This is a genomic window from Kitasatospora sp. NPDC005748 (assembly GCF_040630735.1).
Classification (GTDB): Bacteria; Actinomycetota; Actinomycetes; order Streptomycetales; family Streptomycetaceae; genus Kitasatospora.
This window is the reverse complement of sequence record NZ_JBEXYD010000004.1, coordinates 194,889-213,608: the sequence shown is the minus strand read 5'-3', so window position 1 is coordinate 213,608 and position 18,720 is coordinate 194,889. Positions and strand designations below refer to the sequence as shown.

At 74.8% G+C, this 18,720-nt stretch carries 19 protein-coding genes; 13 read left to right on the top strand and 6 right to left on the bottom strand.

Annotation, left to right across the window (positions count from 1 at the left end):
* The first annotated feature begins 66 nt into the window (after positions 1–66).
* Positions 67–1,194 (top strand): aminotransferase class V-fold PLP-dependent enzyme, encoded by a 1,128-nt coding sequence (locus ABZ495_RS05490; protein WP_359804399.1) that lies wholly within the window; start codon positions 67–69, stop codon positions 1,192–1,194.
* A gap of 159 nt (positions 1,195–1,353) precedes the next feature.
* Positions 1,354–2,958, top strand: coding sequence for a TauD/TfdA family dioxygenase (locus tag ABZ495_RS05485; protein WP_359834532.1), 1,605 nt, complete (start codon positions 1,354–1,356; stop codon positions 2,956–2,958).
* A gap of 48 nt (positions 2,959–3,006) precedes the next feature.
* On the opposite strand, the gene ABZ495_RS05480 is transcribed toward ABZ495_RS05485, so the two are convergent.
* A complete protein-coding gene (locus ABZ495_RS05480) occupies positions 3,007–3,843 on the bottom strand; it encodes a GntR family transcriptional regulator (protein WP_329492294.1) in 837 nt (278 codons plus the stop codon).
* A 342-nt stretch (positions 3,844–4,185) separates the two neighbouring features.
* Here ABZ495_RS05480 and ABZ495_RS05475 point away from each other — a divergent pair, with 342 nt between their 5' ends.
* From ABZ495_RS05475 to ABZ495_RS05440, 8 genes are all read left to right on the top strand, one after another.
* Positions 4,186–5,358 (top strand): ABC transporter substrate-binding protein, encoded by a 1,173-nt coding sequence (locus tag ABZ495_RS05475; protein WP_329490059.1) that lies wholly within the window; start codon positions 4,186–4,188, stop codon positions 5,356–5,358.
* Between the two features lie 39 nt (positions 5,359–5,397).
* On the top strand, positions 5,398–6,357 hold the full coding sequence (locus ABZ495_RS05470; RefSeq protein WP_359834530.1) for an ABC transporter permease subunit: 960 nt from the start codon (positions 5,398–5,400) through the stop codon (positions 6,355–6,357).
* Positions 6,345–7,193, top strand: coding sequence for an ABC transporter permease subunit (locus ABZ495_RS05465; RefSeq protein ID WP_329490056.1), 849 nt, complete (start codon positions 6,345–6,347; stop codon positions 7,191–7,193). The genes ABZ495_RS05470 and ABZ495_RS05465 overlap by 13 nt, the downstream gene beginning before the upstream one ends.
* A 22-nt stretch (positions 7,194–7,215) precedes the next feature.
* Positions 7,216–8,301, top strand: coding sequence for an ABC transporter ATP-binding protein (locus ABZ495_RS05460; protein ID WP_359834528.1), 1,086 nt, complete (start codon positions 7,216–7,218; stop codon positions 8,299–8,301).
* Positions 8,302–8,339: 38 nt separating this feature from the next.
* Complete coding sequence (locus ABZ495_RS05455) at positions 8,340–9,134, top strand: HAD family phosphatase (RefSeq protein ID WP_359834527.1); 795 nt, start codon at positions 8,340–8,342, stop codon at positions 9,132–9,134.
* Between the two features lie 6 nt (positions 9,135–9,140).
* Positions 9,141–9,461, top strand: coding sequence for a multidrug efflux SMR transporter (locus ABZ495_RS05450; RefSeq protein WP_359834525.1), 321 nt, complete (start codon positions 9,141–9,143; stop codon positions 9,459–9,461).
* Between the two features lie 131 nt (positions 9,462–9,592).
* On the top strand, positions 9,593–9,829 hold the full coding sequence (locus tag ABZ495_RS05445) for a phospholipase domain-containing protein (RefSeq protein ID WP_359834523.1): 237 nt from the start codon (positions 9,593–9,595) through the stop codon (positions 9,827–9,829).
* 39 nt (positions 9,830–9,868) lie between these two features.
* Positions 9,869–10,519 carry an HAD family hydrolase gene (locus ABZ495_RS05440; protein WP_359834521.1) on the top strand — a complete coding sequence of 217 codons (651 nt, stop codon included), beginning with the start codon at positions 9,869–9,871 and terminating at the stop codon, positions 10,517–10,519.
* A 77-nt stretch (positions 10,520–10,596) separates the two neighbouring features.
* Here ABZ495_RS05440 and ABZ495_RS05435 read toward each other — a convergent pair whose 3' ends face one another.
* The 4 genes from ABZ495_RS05435 to ABZ495_RS05420 all read right to left on the bottom strand — a co-directional run bounded on the left by ABZ495_RS05435 (position 10,597) and on the right by ABZ495_RS05420 (position 14,004).
* The gene (locus ABZ495_RS05435; protein ID WP_359834519.1) at positions 10,597–11,274 is read right to left on the bottom strand and encodes a phosphonatase-like hydrolase; all 678 of its coding nucleotides are present in this window, start codon (positions 11,272–11,274) and stop codon (positions 10,597–10,599) included.
* 11 nt (positions 11,275–11,285) lie between these two features.
* The gene (locus ABZ495_RS05430) at positions 11,286–12,407 is read right to left on the bottom strand and encodes a TIGR03364 family FAD-dependent oxidoreductase (RefSeq protein ID WP_359834517.1); all 1,122 of its coding nucleotides are present in this window, start codon (positions 12,405–12,407) and stop codon (positions 11,286–11,288) included.
* A 245-nt stretch (positions 12,408–12,652) separates the two neighbouring features.
* The gene (locus ABZ495_RS05425; protein WP_359834515.1) at positions 12,653–13,333 is read right to left on the bottom strand and encodes a phosphatase PAP2 family protein; all 681 of its coding nucleotides are present in this window, start codon (positions 13,331–13,333) and stop codon (positions 12,653–12,655) included.
* Positions 13,330–14,004 carry a VTT domain-containing protein gene (locus ABZ495_RS05420; RefSeq protein ID WP_359804409.1) on the bottom strand — a complete coding sequence of 225 codons (675 nt, stop codon included), beginning with the start codon at positions 14,002–14,004 and terminating at the stop codon, positions 13,330–13,332. Before ABZ495_RS05420 ends, ABZ495_RS05425 begins: the two co-directional genes overlap by 4 nt.
* 106 nt (positions 14,005–14,110) lie before the next feature.
* On the opposite strand from ABZ495_RS05420, the gene ABZ495_RS05415 reads away from it, so the two are divergent.
* Together ABZ495_RS05415 and ABZ495_RS05410 are read left to right on the top strand one after the other, a co-directional pair.
* On the top strand, positions 14,111–14,569 hold the full coding sequence (locus ABZ495_RS05415; RefSeq protein ID WP_359804410.1) for a BlaI/MecI/CopY family transcriptional regulator: 459 nt from the start codon (positions 14,111–14,113) through the stop codon (positions 14,567–14,569).
* A 433-nt stretch (positions 14,570–15,002) separates the two neighbouring features.
* On the top strand, positions 15,003–16,493 hold the full coding sequence (locus ABZ495_RS05410) for a GAF domain-containing protein (protein ID WP_359834514.1): 1,491 nt from the start codon (positions 15,003–15,005) through the stop codon (positions 16,491–16,493).
* Here the strand turns inward: ABZ495_RS05410 and ABZ495_RS05405 are convergent.
* Positions 16,445–16,945, bottom strand: a complete 501-nt coding sequence (locus tag ABZ495_RS05405; protein WP_329490044.1) for an SsgA family sporulation/cell division regulator — start codon at positions 16,943–16,945, stop codon at positions 16,445–16,447. The two genes, ABZ495_RS05410 and ABZ495_RS05405, sit on opposite strands and share 49 nt — an antisense overlap.
* A gap of 391 nt (positions 16,946–17,336) precedes the next feature.
* On the opposite strand from ABZ495_RS05405, the gene ABZ495_RS05400 reads away from it, so the two are divergent.
* Positions 17,337–18,653, top strand: coding sequence for a hypothetical protein (locus ABZ495_RS05400; RefSeq protein WP_359834512.1), 1,317 nt, complete (start codon positions 17,337–17,339; stop codon positions 18,651–18,653).
* Positions 18,654–18,720: the final 67 nt, after the last annotated feature.

Genomic DNA, 18,720 nt, shown 5'->3' with positions numbered 1-18,720 from the left:
CAGACTCGTCCCTGTCCGAACCGCCTCCCCTCCTCCGTCCCGTTCTCCGAAAGGCCGGCCGCCACCGTGAGCCCGTTCCTCGACCTTCCTCCGCTCAGCGCCGCCGACTTCGCGGCGATCGAGGACAAGGTCGCCGCGCTGCTGCACACCTCCGCCGATGTGATCGTCACCCAGGGTGAGGCGCTGCTGCCGCTGGAGGCCGCGATCCGCAGCGCCGCGCGGCCGGGCTCCACCGCGCTGAACATCGTCACCGGCCCGTACGGCCAGACCTTCGGCAACTGGCTGCGCGACTGCGGGGCGACGGTCGTGGACCTCGCGGTGCCGTTCGACACCGCCGTCACCGCCGCGCAGGTCGCCGAGGCGCTGGCGGCCCACCCGGCGATCGACTTCGTCTCGCTGGTCCACGCGGAGGCCGCCACCGGCAACACCAACCCGGTCGCCGAGATCGCCGCCGTGGTCCGCGCGCACGGTGCGCTGCTGATGGTGGACGCCGTCGCCTCGGTGGCCGCCGAACCGCTGCTCACCGATGCCTGGGGCATCGACCTCTGCGTGATCGGCGGGCAGAAGGCGATGGGCGGCCCGGCCGGGGTCTCCGCCGTCTCGGTCTCCGAGCGCGCCTGGGAGCGGATCGCCGCCAACCCGGCCGCGCCGCGCCGCTCCTACCTCTCGCTGCTGGACTGGAAGGAGCGCTGGACGGACGCCGGGCGCACCGCACTCCCGCACGCTCCGGCCCAGTTGGAGATGCTGGCGCTCGGCGCCTGCCTGGACCGGATCGCCGCGGCCGGCCTGCCCGCCGTGATCGCCCGCCACCGCGCCGCCGCCGCGGCGGTCCGGGCGGGCGTCCGCGCCCTGGGCACCGTCGCCCCGTTCGTCCCGGACGACGCCCACGCGGCGCCGGTCGCCACCACCCTGCGCACCCCCGCCGGCCTGTCCGCCGCCGGGCTCGCCGCGGACCTGCTGCGCCTCGACCCGACCCTCCCCGTCCAGCCCGGCGGCGGCGCGCTCGCCGACTCGATGCTGCGGGTCAACCATTACGGCCCGGCGGCCTCGCTCGCCACCGTCCGCGCCTTCCTGACCGCCCTGGCCACCACCCTCGGCGCCGACGGCGGGGCCGACACCGTCGCCCGGGCGGACGCCGGGTCCGCCCTCAAGGCGGCCGACGCCGCCTGGGAGAGCGCCGTCGCCGCCGGCTGAGACCGGTCGCCCGACCACGCCGCGAACCCCTCGGGAGCTCTTGTTCCCGAGGGGTTCACCGTGTGGCCACCCAGATCTCACCGTCACCCGGCAGGCTCCCGCACGAGGAGAAGTTGGCTATACAACTTCACCAAGCCACCTGCCGATCAGGAGAGACCCATGGCGCTCCCGACCCACCTGCCGCCGTACTGGCTGCGCGACAACTGCCCCTGCGTCGAGTGCCGGGACGGGCGCAGCGGGCAGAAGCTGTTCCAGATCACCGACCTGCCGGCCGACCTCGCCCTCGCCGCCCACGCCGAGGTCGGCGGGAACCTGGAGGTGCTCTGGTCGGACGGCCACCGGTCGCGCTACCCGCTGGAGTGGCTGGCGCGGGACGCCGACGGCGACGGGCGCACCGAGGCGGAGAAGCAGCTCTGGGTCGCCGCCGACTTCCGCCGCGGCATCCCGGAGGCGGCGTGGGAGGCCTACCTGGCCGACCCGGCCGAGCAGGCGGCGGTGCTCGGGGCCGTCCGGCGCTCCGGGTTCGCGGTGCTGCGCGGGGTACCGGCGGTCGAACGGCAGGTGCTCGCGGTGGCCCGCTCCTTCGGCCACGTCCGGGTCACCAACTACGGTGAGCTGTTCGACGTCCGGGTCGAGCCGGACCCGAACAACCTGGCCTTCACCAGCGCCGCGATCGCCCCGCACAGCGACAACCCGTATCGGGACCCGGTGCCCACCCTGCAGCTGCTGCACTGCCTGGAGAACTCCGCGACCGGTGGCGACTCCGGGCTGGTGGACGGCTTCAAGGCGGCGGCGCTGCTGCGCGAGGAGTCCCCGGCGGACTTCGTGGTGCTGACCCGTACCCCGGTCCCCTTCGTGTTCCGCGACCGCGGCACCGAACTGCGCGCCGACCGCCCGCTGATCGAGGTGGACGCGCGCGGCCGGATCCGCGAGGTGCGGTTCAACAACCGGTCGATCAGCACCCTGCGCGGGTCCGCCGAGGAGCTGGACGCCTTCTACGCGGCCTACCGCCGGTTCGCCGCCATCACCCTGCGGCCCGAGCTCCGGATGGACTTCCGGCTCGACCGGGGCGACTGCCTGATCTTCGACAACGTCCGTCTGCTGCACGCCCGGACGGCCTTCGAGCAGGACGGATCGCGCCACCTCCAGGGCTGCTACGCGGACCTCGACTCGCTGCACAGCACCCTCGCGGTGCTGCACCGGCGCACCGCCGCGCTGGAGACGATCGCCGCGCTGTTCGCGGGCGAGGGCGCCGGCGAGTACCTGGGCGAGGCGGTCACCATGGCCGAGCACATGCTGCAGGCCGGGGCGCTGGCGCAGGCCGCCGGGGCCGCGCCGGAGCTGGTCGCGGCCGCGCTGCTGCACGACATCGGGCACTTCTTCGACGAGCACGGCCATGGAACGCCGCACGGGCGCGACCTGATGAACGGCCAGGACAACCGGCACGGCGACACCGGCGCCGCCTGGCTGGCCCAGTGGTTCGGCCCGGAGGTCACCGAGCCGGTCCGGCTGCACGTGGCCGCCAAGCGGTACCTGTGCACGGCCGAGCCCGGCTACCGCGAGCGGCTCTCCGAGGCCTCGGAGTACACGCTCCAGGTGCAGGGCGGCCCGATGGGCGCGGAGCAGGCCGCCGCCTTCGCGGCCCTGCCCGGCGCGGCCGACGCCGTCGCCGTGCGCCGCTGGGACGAGCAGGCCAAGGACCCGGACGCCGAGACCCCGGGGTTCGAGCACTTCCGCCCGCTGCTGGCCGCCCTCATGCGCTAGGGGGAGTGGGGCGTCGGCCGGTCCGACTCCCCACGCCGGCGCCGGAGTTCAGTCACCCTCCCGGGCGTGCCGCGAGAGGGCCGAGGTGGCCAGCGAGTTGTGGATGCTGAAGGCCACCGTGCCGGGCAGGTAGCGGTCCTGGGACCACTCCACCGGCATCCCGGTCGGGTCGGTGGTCCGGCGCCGCTCACGCAGCAGCGGGCTGCCCCGGCGGCAGCCGAGCAGCCGGGCGTCCTCCGCGTTGGCGGCGACTATGTCGATGGTGTGGTCGGCGTCCGTGAACAGGATGCCGTGCTCGCGCAGGACTTCGGTGTGCGAGACCACGTCGGCCGGCAGCTGGGCGACGATCTCGCCGACCCGGGGCGGGTAGACCGTCCGCTCCACCATCACCGCCGCGCCGGAGAGCGTGCGCAGCCGGACGGTGACGTACACCTCGGAGCCGGCCTCCAGGCGCAGCTGCTCGCGCTCGGCGGCGTCGGCCGGCCGGCGCACCAGCGAGTCCAGGATGCCGCCGGGCTCCTCGCCCATCGAGTAGGCCCAGTGCGTGAAGCTCAGCAGTTCGGAGAAGCTCTGCACCCGGGCGGTGCCCAGCACCACCCGCCGGGTGCCGCGCCGGGAGGTGACCAGGCCGTCGGAGCGCAGCACGGCGAGCGCCTGGCGGACGGTGCCGCGGGAGACCCCGTACTGCTCGGCCAGCGTGCCCTCGGCGGGCAGCCGGCCGGCCTCGCCGAACGCGCCGGTGGTGATCGCCTCGCGCAGATCGGCGGCGACCTTGCGGTAGAGCGCACCGGCGGCGCGCTCCTGGCCCGGCGCGGCAGGGGCCACGGGGGCGGCGGGGGCCGCGGGTGCCGCAGGGACCGCGGGGCGGTCGGGCTCCAGTGCCACGTCAGTCAATGTCCCTCCTGGGGCGGTGTCCTGCGCAGCCGTACCGGCCCGGACAGCCCGACTTTATCCCGCTGCGCCTTCGAAGCATCGCATTCGGTCGATCACTGACCGAGGCCCTGATTCGACCGTTCCCGTAGCCGCCCCCGGTTCTGGGCCATCCGTTCACCTTCCCGTCACCGGACTCCGGCGTACTTACCTCCGTCAGGCGAAGTTGGCTAGTCAACTCGGACGGTTCCGAACGACTGATCGCCTGGCCCGCCCTTGTGAAGAAGCACCTCTCAGCGAGACGCACCCCCGCGAAACGCACCCCTCGCAGTACGCCCCTGATCAGGAGACTGACCCGTGACCGTGCACCGTGCCCGCGCCGCCGCCTTCGCGGCCGTACTGACCGCCGCCGCGCTCTCCCTCACCGCCTGCGGCTCCGCCGGTTCGACCGCCCCGAAGTCCGGTGACGCCGCCAAGGCCGGCGCGAAGGACGCCAAGGACGCCACCTCGCTCGCCGACTTCGGCGGTCTGGACGGCCTCGTCGCCGCCGCCAAGAAGGAGGGCAAGCTGCACGTCATCACGCTGCCCAGGGACTGGGCCAACTACGGCAAGATCATGGACTCGTTCAAGGCCAAGTACGGCATCGAGATCGAGGACGAGAACCCGGACGGTTCCAGCCAGGACGAGATCAACGCGATCACCTCCCGCAAGGGCCAGGACCGCGCCCCCGACGTCGTCGACCTCGGCAGCGCGTTCGCGCTCCAGGCGGTCAAGGACGGCCTGCTCGCCCCCTACAAGGTGGCCACCTTCGACAAGGTGCCGGACACCATGAAGGACGCGAACGGCGCCGCCGTCAACGACTACGGCGGCTACGTCTCCATCGGCTGCGACGCCAAGAAGATCCCGAACTGCCCGAAGACCTTCGCGGACCTGCTCAAGCCCGAGTACAAGGGCCAGGTCGCCTTGAACGGCAACCCGACCAAGTCCGGCTCCGCGTTCGGCGGCGTCTACGCGGCCGCACTCGCCAACGGCGGTTCGCTGGACAACATCCAGCCCGGCATCGACTTCTTCGGCAAGCTGAAGGCCACGGGCAACTTCAACCCCGTCGAGTCCACCCCGGCCACCATCGAGAAGGGCGAGACCCCGATCTCGATCGACTGGTCGTACCTGAACGCCGGCTACACCGACGAGTTCAAGGAGAAGGGCGTCGACTGGAAGGTCTCCGTCCCCTCCGACGGCAGCTACGCCCAGTTCTACAACCAGGCCGTCAACAAGTGGGCCCCGCACCCGGCGGCCGCCCGCCTGTGGCAGGAGTACCTGTTCAGCGCCGAGGGCCAGAACCTCTTCCTCGGCGGCTACGCCACCCCCTCCACCTTCGAGGCCCTGAAGAAGGACGGCACCCTCGACACCGCGGCCGCCGCCAAGCTGCCCGCCGTCGAGAAGCCGTTCACCACCTTCCCGACCCAGGACCAGATCACGGCCGCCAAGAAGGTCGTCACCGAGAACTGGACCAAGGCCATCGCAGGCTGACACCCGGCCGCAGCAACCCGAAACGGGCTGATCCCACTCATGACCACGGCTCCCGCCCCGGTGCCGACCACCCCCGCCGCCACCGTTCACGGTGGCGGCGCGGGGGCGTCCGCCACCGCTCCCACCCCCACCCCCGCCCGGCCCACCCGCCGGCGCCCGCGCGGCGGATCCTGGCTCGCCACGGTGCCGCTCTTCCTCTTCTTCCTGATCGGCTTCGGCCTCCCCGCCGTCGCCATCGTGATCGGCGCGTTCACCACCTCCAGCGACGCGGAGGGCGGGGGCGGCCAGTTCACCCTCGACAACGTCAGGGACTCCGTCCAGGGCGCGTACTGGACGGCGATGCTCAGCAGCCTCAAGCTGTCCGCGCTGACCGCGCTGCTCGCCACCCTGATCGGCCTGCCGATCGCGCAGGCCGTGGTGACCTCCCGGCAGACCTGGCTGCGCCAGGCGGTGCTGACCGCCTCCGGCGTGCTCGCCAACTTCGGCGGCCTGCCGCTCGCCTTCGCGTTCGTCGCCACCCTCGGCAACGCGGGCGAGGTCACCAAGCTGCTCCACCTGACGGACCACGGCTGGTCGCTCTACTCCTTCACCGGCCTGACCATCGTCTACCTGTACTTCCTCATCCCGCTGATGGTGCTCACCATCACCCCGGCTCTGGACGGCCTCCGGGTGCAGTGGCGCGAGGCGGCCCACAACAACCGGGCCACCACCGTCCAGTACTGGCTGCACGTCGCGCTGCCGATCCTGCTGCCCTCCCTGCTGGGCGGCTTCGTGCTGCTGTTCGGCAGCGCCTTCGCCGCGTACGCCACCGCCGCGGCCATGGTCGGCGCGACCGTGCCGCTGGTCAGCCGCTCGATCGCGGACGCGCTCTCCGGCAACGTGCTGGTCGGCCAGGGCAACCTCGCGCTCGCCCTCAGCCTCAACATGATCGTGGTGGCCGTCCTGGTGATGGCCGTGTACCTCCCCCTCCAGCGCCGGAGTGCCCGATGGCTCAGCTGACCTCCGCCCGCCCCTCCTCGCCGCGCCGCAAGGTGCGCTGGTGGCGCGGCGCCGTCCTGCTGCTCGCGGGCGTCTACTTCGTCGTCCCGCTGGCCGCCGCCGGCTACTTCTCGATCGACGACCCGAAGGGCTACTCCTTCGAGGCGTACACCGGACTGCTCAGCGCCCCCGGCTTCCTGGACAGCCTCTGGCTCACCCTGGGCCTGGCCGTGGTCACCGTCCTGGTGCTGCTGCTCCTGCTGGTACCGGCGCTGATCGCGGTGCGGCTCGGCTCGCCGAGGCTGCGCCCGGTGATCGACGTGCTCTGCACCCTGCCGCTGGTCGTCCCGCCGGTCGCGCTGACCGCCGGCCTGATCGGCGTGCTGCGCTGGGGCCCGGACTACCTGATGGACACGCCGTTCTTCCAGACCTTCGTGTTCATCCAGGACCCGGACTTCCCGCTGGTGCTGGTCATCGCCTACGTGCTGATGTCGCTCCCGCTCGCCTACCGGGCGCTGGACGCCGGTCTGCGCGCGGTGGACCTGCGCACCCTGGTCGAGGCCGCCCGCAACTGCGGCGCGAGCTGGCCGCGCGCGGTGTTCACCGTGGTGCTGCCCAACCTGCGCGGCGCGCTGCTGAACGCCTCCTTCCTCACCCTGGCCCTGGTCCTCGGCGAGTTCACCGCCGCCTCGATCCTCGGCTACCAGCCCTTCCCGGTGTGGATCTACTCGGTCGGCAACAGCCAGGCCCACATGTCGGTCGCGGTCTCCATCCTGAGCCTGCTGATCACCTGGCTGCTGCTGCTCCTGCTGGCCACCGTCGGCCGCGAGCGCCGCCACAAGACCACCACTTCCTGAAGCCCCCGGAGCGATCCCCATCATGACCACGGTTACCGCCCCCGTCGCCGGCACCCACCTCGCACCCGGCGGCGCGACCGTCGAATTCCTCGGCCTGCGCCGCTCGTTCGGTGCCACCACCGCGCTGGACGGCCTCGACCTGACCGTCCGGCCCGGCGAGCTCCTCGCCCTGCTCGGCCCGTCCGGCTGCGGCAAGACGACCGCGCTGCGCATCCTGGCCGGCTTCGAGCAGCACGACTCCGGCCAGGTGCTGGTGGACGGCGAGGACATCACCCGCATCCCCGCGCACCGGCGCGACGCGGGCATGGTGTTCCAGTCCTACAGCCTGTTCCCGCACCTGACCGCCGCCGACAACGTGGCCTTCGGCATGCGGATGCGCGGCACCGGCAAGGCCGAACGCCGCAGGCGCGCCCAGGAGCTGCTGGAGCTGGTCGGTCTGCCGCAGCACGCCGACCGCTACCCGCACCAGATGTCCGGCGGCCAGCAGCAGCGCATCGCGCTCGCCCGCGCGCTCGCCCTGCGGCCGCGCGTGCTGCTGCTCGACGAGCCGCTCTCCGCCCTGGACGCCAAGGTCCGCCTCTCGCTGCGCGAGGAGATCCGCCGCCTCCAGCAGGAGCTGGGGATCACCACCCTGTTCGTCACCCACGACCAGGAGGAGGCGCTCTCGATGGCCGACCGGGTCGCGGTGCTGCGCGCGGGCCGGCTGGAGCAGTGCGCCACACCGTCCGAGCTGTACGCCCGCCCGGCCACCGCCTTCGTCGCCGAGTTCGTCGGCACCATGAGCCGCATCCCCTGCACCCGCACCGCCGACGGCGTCGAGGTGCTCGGCCGCCGCCACGCGGTGGACGGGGCCGCGCCGGCGGACGGCTCGCTCGACGTGCTGGTCCGGCCGGAGAACGTGTCGCTGGTCCCGGCCCTGAACGGCCAGGCGCTGGTGGTCTCCGCGTCCTTCCTGGGCGCCGTCACCCGCCTCACCGTCCGGCTCGACGACGGCACCGAGGTCAAGGCCGACCTGCCGACCGACGCCGCCGCCCTCCTGCCGGTCGGCTCGCGCGCCGCGCTGTCGCTGCCGGAGCGCCCGGTCCTGGTCGACCGTCGTACGGTCTGACCTGTCCGCTCGTCCGACGAACCACCGAAGGTACCGCCATGCCTGATACCGCTCAGCCCGATTCCGCACAGCCGGGTTCCGCACTGCCCGATTCCGCACAGCCCGACCCCACGAAGGCCGACCCCGCGAAGGCCGACCCCACGAAGGCCGACCCGGCGAAGCCCGGATCCGCCGCGCCCGCCGCCGTCCTGTTCGACATGGACGGCACCCTCGTCGACACCGAGCACCTCTGGTGGCAGGCCGCCGCCGAACTCGCCGACGAGCTGCGCCATCCGCTCACCGACCAGGACGCGCCCGAGGTGCTCGGCCAGGCCATCGAGCACACCGCCGCCCATCTGCACCGGGTCAGCGGCACCAGCCTCAGCGAGGCAGAACTCGCCGACCGCCTCGGCGAGTCCTTCGCCGGCAAGGTCGCCGCGCAGACCGTCCCGCGGCCGGGGGCGCTCGCCCTGCTCGCCGAGCTCCGGGACGCCCGGGTGCCCACCGCGCTGGTGTCGGCCTCCCCGCGCCGGGTGGTCGACCTCGTGCTGGCCACCATCGGCCGCGACTGGTTCGCCGTGACGCTGGCTGCCGAGGACACCCCGCGCACCAAGCCCGCGCCCGACCCCTACCTCGCCGCCGCCGAGCGGCTGGGCCTCGACCCGACGGACTGCGTGGCCGTCGAGGACACCCCGACCGGCGTCGCCTCGGCCGCCGCCGCGGGCTGCGCGGTGCTCGCCGTCCCCTCGACCGCCACGCCCATCCCCCGGGGATCGCGCGTCACCCTGCTGGACAGCCTGGTGAACGCCGACCTCGCGCTGCTGGGGAAGCTCGGCGCCGCACCCGCGGTGTGACCGGCCATGCCCTATCTCCTGCTCGCCCTCGCCATCGTCAGTGAGGTCTGCGCCACCAGCGCCCTCAAGCTCACCGAGGGCTTCACCCGCCTCTGGCCGAGCCTCGGCGTCGCCGTCGGCTACGTGCTCTCCTTCGCCCTGCTCGGCAGGGCCCTGAAGCACATACCGGTCTCGGTCGCCTACGCCGTTTGGTCCGGCGCCGGTACGGCCGCCGTGGCGGGCATCGGCGTGATCGCCTTCGGCGAGTCGCTGGGCCGGCTCCAGTGTCTCGGCCTGGCCCTGATCATCGTCGGCGTGGTGGTGCTCAACCTGAAGGGCACCCACTGAGCCGCCCGCCCGCCCCGCGCGCACGGCGGCGGGGCGGGCGCCGTGGCTCTTCGCCGTAGCCGCGACGCGGGTGCCGGGCGCGCCGGATGCGACTCCCCCGCTCGGCAACGGCCAGCAACCAACGGCGAGTTGTGCCCCTTCCCGACAGCGTCCGCCCCGACATCGTGTACGCCTTCGCCGGCCCGCCCTCCACCGTCGCCCCCGGCGCCACCCGTACCCGCACCTGGGACGCCGCCACCACCGACGGCCGGTACGACTTCACCGTCCACGGCCCCGACGGCTTCGTCCGCCGCCACGACCTCACCGTCACCGCCCCCACCCCCACCCCCACCCGCTCCACCCAGCGCCACGCGGGCACCCTGCACTGACCCGCCCCGGCGGGCGAAGGCGCCCCCTATCCTGCGGGGATGATCAAGCCGATAGAACTGGTGATTTTCGACTGCGACGGCGTGCTGGTCGACAGCGAGCGCATCGCGGCCCGCGTCCAGGTCACCCTGGGCGCTGAGCTGGGCTGGCCGCTCACCGAGGCGGAGGTGGTCGAGCGGTTCATCGGGCGCTCCCACGCCTCGATCGGCGAGCAGGTCGCCGCCCGGCTCGGGGAGGCCACCGCGGCGCTCTGGAGCAATCGTTTCGAGCAGCTCCACCGCGAGCAGGTGGACGCCGGGCTGGCCCCGGTCGACGGGCTCCCCGAGGCGCTGGCCGCCCTCACCCTGCCGACCTGCGTCGCCTCCAGCGGCTCGCACGAGAAGATGCGTCACACCCTGGGCCGCACCGGCCTCTACGAGCACTTCGCGGGCCGGATCTTCAGTGCCACCGAGGTCGACCGCGGCAAGCCCGCGCCGGACCTCTTCCTGCACGCCGCCCGGCGGTCGGGCGTCGACCCGGCCGCCTGCGCGGTGGTCGAGGACAGCCGCCCCGGTGTCGAGGCCGCCCGCGCCGCCGGCATGCGCGCCTTCGGCTACGCCGGCGGCCTGACCCCCGCCGAGCGGCTCGCGGGCCCCGGCACCGTCGTCTTCCACGACATGCGCGAACTGCCCGGCCTGCTCGCCGCCCACTGAGCCCGGGCCCACCGCGGGATCACCCCGAGGAGAAGCCGGCCGGGCGGGTCGGCGCACCCCGCCCGGCCGTCGCACGCTCAGCCCGCGAGGACGCCCGGCAGGTCGGCGATCGACTTCAGGACGTGCGTCGCGCCGTCGGCCCGCAGCCGGGCCTCGTCGTGGGCCCCGGTCAGCACACCGGCCACCACCGAGGCGCCGGCCCGGGTGCCGGTCAGCATGTCGTAGCCGGTGTCCCCGGCGACGGCCATCTGGCGGACGGAGTCGGTGGAGGTCCGCAGCAGGGCGGTGAGCGCCAGGTCCGGGTACGGGCGGCCGCGGCCGGCCTCGGCCGGGCAGAGGGTGAGGTCGGCGATCGACTCCCAGCCGAGTGCCCGCAGGATCCGGTCCTGGGTGGCCCGGGAGAAGCCGGTGGTGAGGACCACCTTGCGGCCCTGGCCCCGGAGTTCGGCGATGGCCTCGGCCGCGCCCGGCAGCGCGGCGCAGTGCCCCGCGTCGACGAGGTCGTGGTAGGCGGCCTCGAAGGCGGTGTTGGCGGCCTGCGCGTTCTCCTCCGCGCCGAACAGGTGGCGGAAGACGGAGATCTTGGACTCGCCCATGGTGAGCCGGACGTGCTGCAGCATGCGGGCGTGCTCGGGGCTGCCGGCCTCGACGCCGAGCGAACCGGCGGCGGCCCGGAAGGCCTGCTCGACCAGGCCGTCGTCGGCGACGGTGGTGCCGGCCATGTCGAGGACGACCAGGCGGATGTCAGCGGACATGTTCACATTCCTCACAGGTTGGCGAGTTCGGCGGTGGTCTCGGCGATGGCCGGCGAGCAGGTCATGCCGCGGCCACCGGGACCGGTGACCAGCCAGACGGCCTCCCGGACCCGCTCCCGGTGGACCACCCGGGTGGTGTCCACGCACTGCGCGTACACCCCGGCCCAGCGGCGGCGCACCCGGGGCAGCGGCCGGCCGAGCAGCTCCTCGGCCACGCCGACCAGGTGGTCGTACGGGTCCTCGACGACGTCGAAGCCGAACGGGTGGTCGTACTCGTGGGTGTCGCCGATGGTGAGGCCGCCGTCCTTGCGCTGGACCATCAGCAGCTGCATCTTGTGCTCGGCGGCGACCGGCGGCTGCGGCTGCGCGGCCTTCAGCCGCTCCAGCGCGTCACCGGCGAAGGCGGGGTAGTAGCGGAAGCTGTCGCCGTCGGCGACCGAGGTGGTGAGCTCCTCGCCGAGCGGGTCGGTCTGCATCATCTGCAGCCGCACCCTGCGGACGGGCAGCTCGGGCGCCAGCTCGCGCACCAGCCCGCCCAGCCAGGCGCCGGTGCAGAGGATCACCAGGTCACCGGTGTGGACGTCGCCGTGGTCGTCGCGGACGGCGTTCTCACCGATCACCTCGCGGACCTCCCGCCCGGGGAGGAAGGTGTACCGGCCGCCGGCCAGCAGTGCGGCGCGCAGCGCGGGCTGGGCGGTGCGCGGCTCGACGGCGGCGTCCCGGTCGCACCGCAGCGCGCCGAGCAGCTTGCCGCGCAGGGCCGGGTTGGCGGCTCTGGTCTCGGCCGCGTCGAGCAGCCGGTAGCCGCGCGCGGCGGCGTCCGCCCGGGTCAGCGCCTGTTCGGCGACGGCGAGTTCGGCCTCGGTGCGGATCGCGGTGAGCGAGCCGTTGGCCCGGAAGCCGAGCTCGGGCACCCTCGCGCCGATCTCCTCCCACAGTTCGCGGGCGCGCAGCGCGGTGTCCAGTTCCTCACCGCCCGACCGGCCGCTGACCCAGACCAGCCCGAAGTTGCGCACCGAGGCGCCGCGCGCCTCGGACTCGCGCTCCAGGTGGACGACCTCGTGGCCGCGCTCGACGGCCTGCCAGGCGTGCATGCTGCCGAGCACGCCTGCTCCTACGACGATGACTCTCATGCGGCCAGGCTGATGCCGCGAGGTGGCCGAGGGGAGTCCGAACGGCGGCGCGCAGGTGAACCGACCGAAAAGTTGTACAGCCAACACCGCTCAGGCGGGCCGGGCCGTGCCCACCCCGGCCGGGCCCGTCGGCGGGAGGCCGGGTCAGCGCACCACGCTCGCCCGCAGGCGGGGGCCCGTCCGAAGGGCCCGCGCCCGGCTCGCCCGCTCTCCCCGCCACCCCGGCCGCACAAGGACCGGGCAGGTCACGGAACCCGGCGCCGCTGGGTCGCCGGTGACGGCCCGCCGCCGGCCGCCGGCGCGACGTCGCCCGCGCCCAGCAGCGGCCGCAGCGCGCCCCGGCGGGCCCGGTCGACCAGCGGTGCGGCCCGGCCGGCGGCCAGCGCGAGCGCGGCCGCCGTCAGAACGCCGACCAGCGCACCGACCAGTACGTCGTGCGGGTAGTGGACGCCGACCCAGACCCGGGAGGCGCCCATCAGTGCGGCGGCGGCCACCGCGAACGCGCCCAGCCGCCGGTCCGCGAACCAGAGCGCGGTCGCGGCGGCGAAGGCGATCACGGTGTGGTTGCTCGGGAAGGACCAGTCACCGGCGCCGGGACAGGTCTCCAGCGTGCCGGACACACCCAGCTGGGTGCACGGACGCACCTCCTCGACCACGCTCTTGAACCCGGAGTTCAGGACGAAGGCGACGACCACGATCAGCGGCGAGGCCAGCACCCGCGCCATCACCGCCGGGCCGGCATCGCGGGCCCGCCACCACGCCCGGAGCATGACGACGGCGAACAGCCCCAGCCCCAGCGCGGACCAGATCCGGATCACCTGGTCCAGCCAGGCGGGCGCGGCGTCCGCCCACCCGATCACCCGGCTGTAGAGGCCGCCGTCGATGCCGCTGCCGTCGTAGACGGCCAGCGCACGGGAGGGCGTCACCGGGTGTCACCGCCACGGCGCCGGGCCCTCCGGGCGCGGAACATTTCCAGAACGATCGGGATCACGGAGACAACTACTACCAGACCGATGATGGGGAGGAGGTAACGGTCGATATCAGGCACCGAGGAGCCGAGCGCGTACCCGGCCAGCACCACGCCGACGGTCCAGACCACGCCGCCCACCACCTGCCAGAGGGTGAACGTGCGCACCGGCACCTCCAGCACGCCGCAGAGCGGGTTGAGCACCGTCCGGACCACCGGGATGAAGCGGCCGAGCACGATCGCCTTGCCGTACCCGTACCTGACGAGCAGTTCCTCGGCCCGCTCGGCCCCGCGCCGCAGGCTCTTCCGCTCGGTCCGCCGCAGCAGCGCGCGGCCACCGCGCCGGCCGATCAGGAAACCGACCTGGGCGCCGATCAGCGCACCGGCCAGGGCGGCCGGCAGGACCTGGGAGAGCTCCAGCCGCGGGCCGTCGGCGCCGCCGGGGGCGCAGAGCAGACCGGCGGTGAACAGCAGCGAGTCGCCGGGCAGGAAGAACCCGACGAGCAGCCCGGTCTCGGCGAAGAGCACGACGGCGATCCCGAGCGCCCCGAAGGCGGCGAGCAGCGACGAGGCGTCCAGCGGGTTCACCGCGAGGGCGTGAACGGCCGGAGTGGCGGACGACTGGAACAAGGCCGGCGGACCTCCCGTACGGGAGGGCGGCGCGGCCGCCCTCGATCGTCTACAGTGCCGTAGACGGTCTACATGACTGTAGACGAATCGGGGAGGAACCGCCGCCATGTCCGACGTACCGCCGGCCCGCCGGCCCGCCGGGGAGCTGGAGGCCGAGGTGCTGGCCGCCCTCTGGGCCGCCCGCGAGCCGCTGACGCCGCAGGACGTCCAGGCGGCCCTCGGCCGCGGCCTCGCGCGGACCACCGTCGCCACGATCCTGGCCCGGCTGCACGACAAGGGCACCGTGGAACGCACCCGGGCGGGGCGCGCCTACGCGTACACCCCGACCGTCCAGGACCGGGCCGGGCTCGCCGCCCGCCGGATGCACACCGAGCTGGGGCGGGAGGCGGACCGGTCCACCGTGCTGGCCCGCTTCGTCTCCGACCTCTCCGGCGAGGACGAGCGGCTGCTGCGCGAGCTCCTCGGCGGCGGCGACGGTACCGGCGCCGGGGCCGCCACCGGCGGGGGCGGACCCCCGGACGGGAGCGCGGGCCCGAGGGGCGCCACCGGGCCGGTCACCCCGTGATCCTGACCGTCCGGGTGCCGCTGCCGCTGCCCTTCCTCGCCGTCCGGCCGCCCCGCCGCCCCGCCGACCCGCCGCCCCGCCGCCCCGCCGACCAGCATGTGGACATGCGCCCCCCGCGCGCCTCCATGCGCCGAGCGCGCACCGAGGCTGCCCGGGAGACCCGCCGCCCGCACGCCCTCGCGCACCACCTCCGCGCCCCCACCTCCGAGCCCTCCGCGTCCGGGCCCGCGCCCTGCCCCACTCCCCCGGACCGCACCGCCCCGGTGGTCGATTTTCGGCCGCGCGGCACTCATAACTTGTTGGCATGTCCACTCTGATACCGGTGACCGGCCCTAGTTGGCCGACCCCGTCCCCAGGACCGGGCGGCCCCCGTACGCTTTCGTCAGCGCGTCGGCCCCGACGCGCCCTCGATCGGCGGCGAGGAGCAAACCGAGTGCGGCAGACCGGACGGCAGAACCGACGGCCAGAGCCCCGAAGTCCGTCGAGCCCGGCGGAGCTCGCCAGGCTGCACGACCGCGCCCTGGCCGAACCCGTCACCCACGGACCGGCCCGGGAGGCCGGCCCGGGAGGCACCGACCCGCTGCCCGGGCCCCGCCCGGAGATCGGCGACTCCTGGGCCCGGCTGCGCCGCCTCGGCCTGGACCCGGACGCCGGCGCCGCCACCGTCCACCTGGGGCCGGCCGAGGTCGAGCACCGCCGCCGCGCCAGCGGCCTCGACATCCTGCTGCCGGTGCTGCGTGACACCCTGCTCGCCCCGGCCGACCACGTCCCGCTGATCCTCGCCATCGCCGACGCCGAGGGCCACATCCTCTGGCAGGAGGGCGAGCGCAGCCTGCGCCGCAGCGCCGACCGGATCGGGTTCCTCACCGGCGCCCGCTGGATCGAGGAGAGCGTCGGCACCAACGGCATCGCCTCCGCCCTGCGCGCCCAGCGGCCGATGCAGGTCCACTCCGCCGAGCACTACCTGCGCAGCCACCACTCCTGGACCTGCGTCGCCGCCCCCGTGCACGACCCGGGCACCGGCCGGCTGGTCGGCGCCATCAACCTCAGCGGCCCGGCCGGCAACGTCCGCCCGTACCTGCTGCAGCTGACCGCCACCGCCGCCCGGCTCGCCGAAACCGAACTGCGCGCCCGCCGCCTGGAGTCGCTGCACCACCTGCGCACCCTGGCCGCCCCGCTCCTGGCCCGGGTGGACGGCCCGGCCCTGGTGGTCGACGCGGCCGGCTGGATCGCCTGCGCGGCCGGCCTGCCGCCACCGGTCCGGCTGCGGCTGCCCGCCGAGGGCTGGAGCCCGGCCGCGGTGCACTGGCTGCCCGGCATCGGCGAGTGCTCCGTCGAGCCGCTCGCCGACGGCTGGCTGGTCCGGCCGCTGGGAGACGAACGGACGGCCGACGGCGTCGCCGCGGTGACCGCCGAACAGGCCGAGGGCGCCCGGCTCCGGCTCGACCTGCGCCGGCCGGACCGCCCCGAGCTGTCGGTGCGCGGCGCCGCCGGCAGCTGGTCGCACGCGCTCAGCCCGCGCCACGCCGAACTGCTGCTGCTGCTCGCCACCGAGCGCTCCGGGCACAGCGCGGCGCAGCTCGCCGACGCGCTCTTCGGCGACCCGGCCCGGACGGTGACGGTCCGCGCCGAACTCTCCCGGCTGCGGCGCTACTTGGGCGGCCTGCTGGCCCACCGGCCGTACCGGTTCGCCGATTCGGTCCTGGTCACCGTGGACGGACCGGACGACCCGTACGACCTGCTGCCGGTCTCCTCCGCGCCGGCCGTGCGCCGGTTGCGGGCGGCTCTGGCCGCGGGTGCCGTCCGGCTGCCGGGCGGTCCCCCGCTGCCGGCCCCGCGCACCCCGGGCGACGACGTCGCCCCGGCGTCCCGGCCTCAGCCGCCGGCCAGCAACGCGGACAACTGGGCGTCGGTCGGGCCGTAGGCCTGCTCGGCCTCCTCGGAGACCAGCGCGTACGTCCGGTCCAGCCACGCCTGAACCCTGGGCTTGGAGACCTCCAACAGGGCACTGCCGTGGGGGGATTCGAGGGCCAGGTGCAACGTCGAGCCGTGGCACGGACAGTAGGCCGGCCACAGCTTGACGTCGCCCTGGCCGCTCAGCGAGCGCAGGCCGTCGCGCAGCAGATCACGCGAGAACACCCAATCGGCCTCGTCCGGCCGCCCCAGATGGAACGTCAGCAGTACCTCGTACGGACGCTCGGCATCGAACCGGAATCGCGTCCGCACCTCGCCGACGACTTCCTCGCCCAGCGAGATCCGCAGTGTCAGCACCTCCTCCACCGCCGCCGGAGCGGCGGTGGAGCCTGCCTCATCGCCGCCCGTGGGGGTGGCGGCGAGAGGGGCACTGGAGGGTGCTGACAACGGGTCGGACGGCATGACGGGCTCTCCGGGACGGCGTGGGATTCCCCCACCTTGCGCCACCGGAGCCCGGACCGGCAAGGGTTGCAAGGAGGTTGCAATAATCCGCGCACCGACGGCCCGGGCCGCGCGGGCCTTGTCAGACGGACCGTCAACTTCCGTTCGGGGAAAGGCCGTCCACGGAGTTGATCGATCCCGCACGAGGGCTGGCCAGGGCCCGGGCGGCCGCTGGTACGCTCGTCCCCCTGCCGGCGCGGGCTCCTGCGCGTCCACCGGCGGACCCGCACGAGCGACCCCGGACGAACCCGGGTGAACCGGCGGCAGTCCGCCCATGACGGCGATTCGGGCCTGTCGGCAGCGCATGGGAGAATGCGGCGACTCAGCGACGGCTTCGGGGAGGGAGGGTCGGGTGGCTCTGCGCGAGGAGATCGGGCCGGACGCGCGGCACGAGCGCGACTTGCCGCGCGAGCGGCACGGCCGGCACGGCCGGCCCAAGCCGTTCGGGGGCCGGCTCCGGCTGCCCACCCTGCGGTTCTCCGGCGCCGCGATGGCGATGTCCACCGTGGTCGGCATCAGCATCGCCACCACCTGGCTGCTCCACGAGCAGCAGGGCGTCGGACGCCGCGCCGGAGTGGCCCAGGTCGGGTCGAGCCCGCCGCCCACCCCCGGCGCCGACCGGGCCGACGCCGCCTCCGCGCCCGACTCCTCGCAGGCGCCGGCCGCGCCGCTGCCGTCCGGGCGGCCCTCCGTCCGCCCCGCCGGCCCCGCCACGTCCGAGTCGCACGCCTCGCACCCGCCCGTCTCCGGCGTCCCGGCACCCCGCTCGCCCGCGCCGGGCTCGGCCGTGCCGCTCGCCGAGGGCCGGACCGGCGGCCGGAGCGCCTCCGACACCCCGTCGTCCCAGGCCCTCGGCCCCTCCCCGCAGCAGGACGGCCTGACCGCCGCCACCGCGCCGCCGCCCACCGACGGGCCGTCCTACCAGCGGCCCGAGCCCGTGGAGTCCGGCCAACCGCTCGCGGCCCGATCGCCCGAGCCGCCCAAGCCGCTCGCCCCCGCGCCCGCGCCCGGCGCGCCCGGCGTCCGGCCGCCCACCGACGGCTGGACCGGCCTGCCGCCCGGCGCGCAGGACCCGACCACCGTCCCCAAGGACCCGACCGGCGGTACCGCCCCGGGCCCGGGCGACCCCGACGACACGGCCGACCACGCGCTCACCGGCGCCGCACTGGTCCAGTCGCTCGGCCGCGACGGCACCCGGCACGTCCTCACCCTGACCGTCACCGAGCCGCTCACCGCGCTGCAGGCCGAACTCCGGCTCGCGCCGGACGCGGCGGCCCCGGGCGGTCCGGCACCGGACGCCACCGCCCCCTCCGGCACCGCCTGGACCGACCTGGCCGGCGCCGCGGTCACCACCCACCACGAACGCGGCACCCTGGTCTACCGCTTCACCACCCCGCCCGGCACCGACGTCCCGCCCGGCCGCTACACCTTCGGTGTCCGGCACACCCGCCCGGCCGAGACGCCGGGCACCGGGGCGCCCGCCACCGAGGCGCCCGCCACCGGCGTCCCCGGTGCCGCGCCCGCACCGGCCGCACCGGGGCGCGGGGAGAGCGTGCCCACCGGCCCCGGCAAGGCCGCCCCGGCCGAGAGCTGGAGCGCCTCGGCGTTCGGCATCCACCACCCGCGGGCCGTCGCCGCGCTGGGAGCGTTCGCCGTCGGACCGAGCTGACCGACCGTCCGACAACCCGACAGGTCACCGCCTTGATCGGGCTCGTCTCGACAACCCCGTTCGTTAC

What these genes read in the sequence shown, in the direction of transcription:
- ABZ495_RS05405 (WP_329490044.1), bottom strand. Translation starts at nt 16,945, where the DNA reads ATGCCGTCCGACCCGTTGTCAGCACCCTCCAGTGCCCCTCTCGCCGCC.
- ABZ495_RS05435 (WP_359834519.1), bottom strand. Translation starts at nt 11,274, where the DNA reads ATGTCCGCTGACATCCGCCTGGTCGTCCTCGACATGGCCGGCACCACC.
- ABZ495_RS05470 (WP_359834530.1), top strand. Translation starts at nt 5,398, where the DNA reads ATGACCACGGCTCCCGCCCCGGTGCCGACCACCCCCGCCGCCACCGTT.
- ABZ495_RS05440 (WP_359834521.1), top strand. Translation starts at nt 9,869, where the DNA reads ATGATCAAGCCGATAGAACTGGTGATTTTCGACTGCGACGGCGTGCTG.
- ABZ495_RS05465 (WP_329490056.1), top strand. Translation starts at nt 6,345, where the DNA reads ATGGCTCAGCTGACCTCCGCCCGCCCCTCCTCGCCGCGCCGCAAGGTG.
- ABZ495_RS05430 (WP_359834517.1), bottom strand. Translation starts at nt 12,407, where the DNA reads ATGAGAGTCATCGTCGTAGGAGCAGGCGTGCTCGGCAGCATGCACGCC.
- ABZ495_RS05450 (WP_359834525.1), top strand. Translation starts at nt 9,141, where the DNA reads ATGCCCTATCTCCTGCTCGCCCTCGCCATCGTCAGTGAGGTCTGCGCC.
- ABZ495_RS05485 (WP_359834532.1), top strand. Translation starts at nt 1,354, where the DNA reads ATGGCGCTCCCGACCCACCTGCCGCCGTACTGGCTGCGCGACAACTGC.
- ABZ495_RS05455 (WP_359834527.1), top strand. Translation starts at nt 8,340, where the DNA reads ATGCCTGATACCGCTCAGCCCGATTCCGCACAGCCGGGTTCCGCACTG.
- ABZ495_RS05460 (WP_359834528.1), top strand. Translation starts at nt 7,216, where the DNA reads ATGACCACGGTTACCGCCCCCGTCGCCGGCACCCACCTCGCACCCGGC.
- ABZ495_RS05415 (WP_359804410.1), top strand. Translation starts at nt 14,111, where the DNA reads ATGTCCGACGTACCGCCGGCCCGCCGGCCCGCCGGGGAGCTGGAGGCC.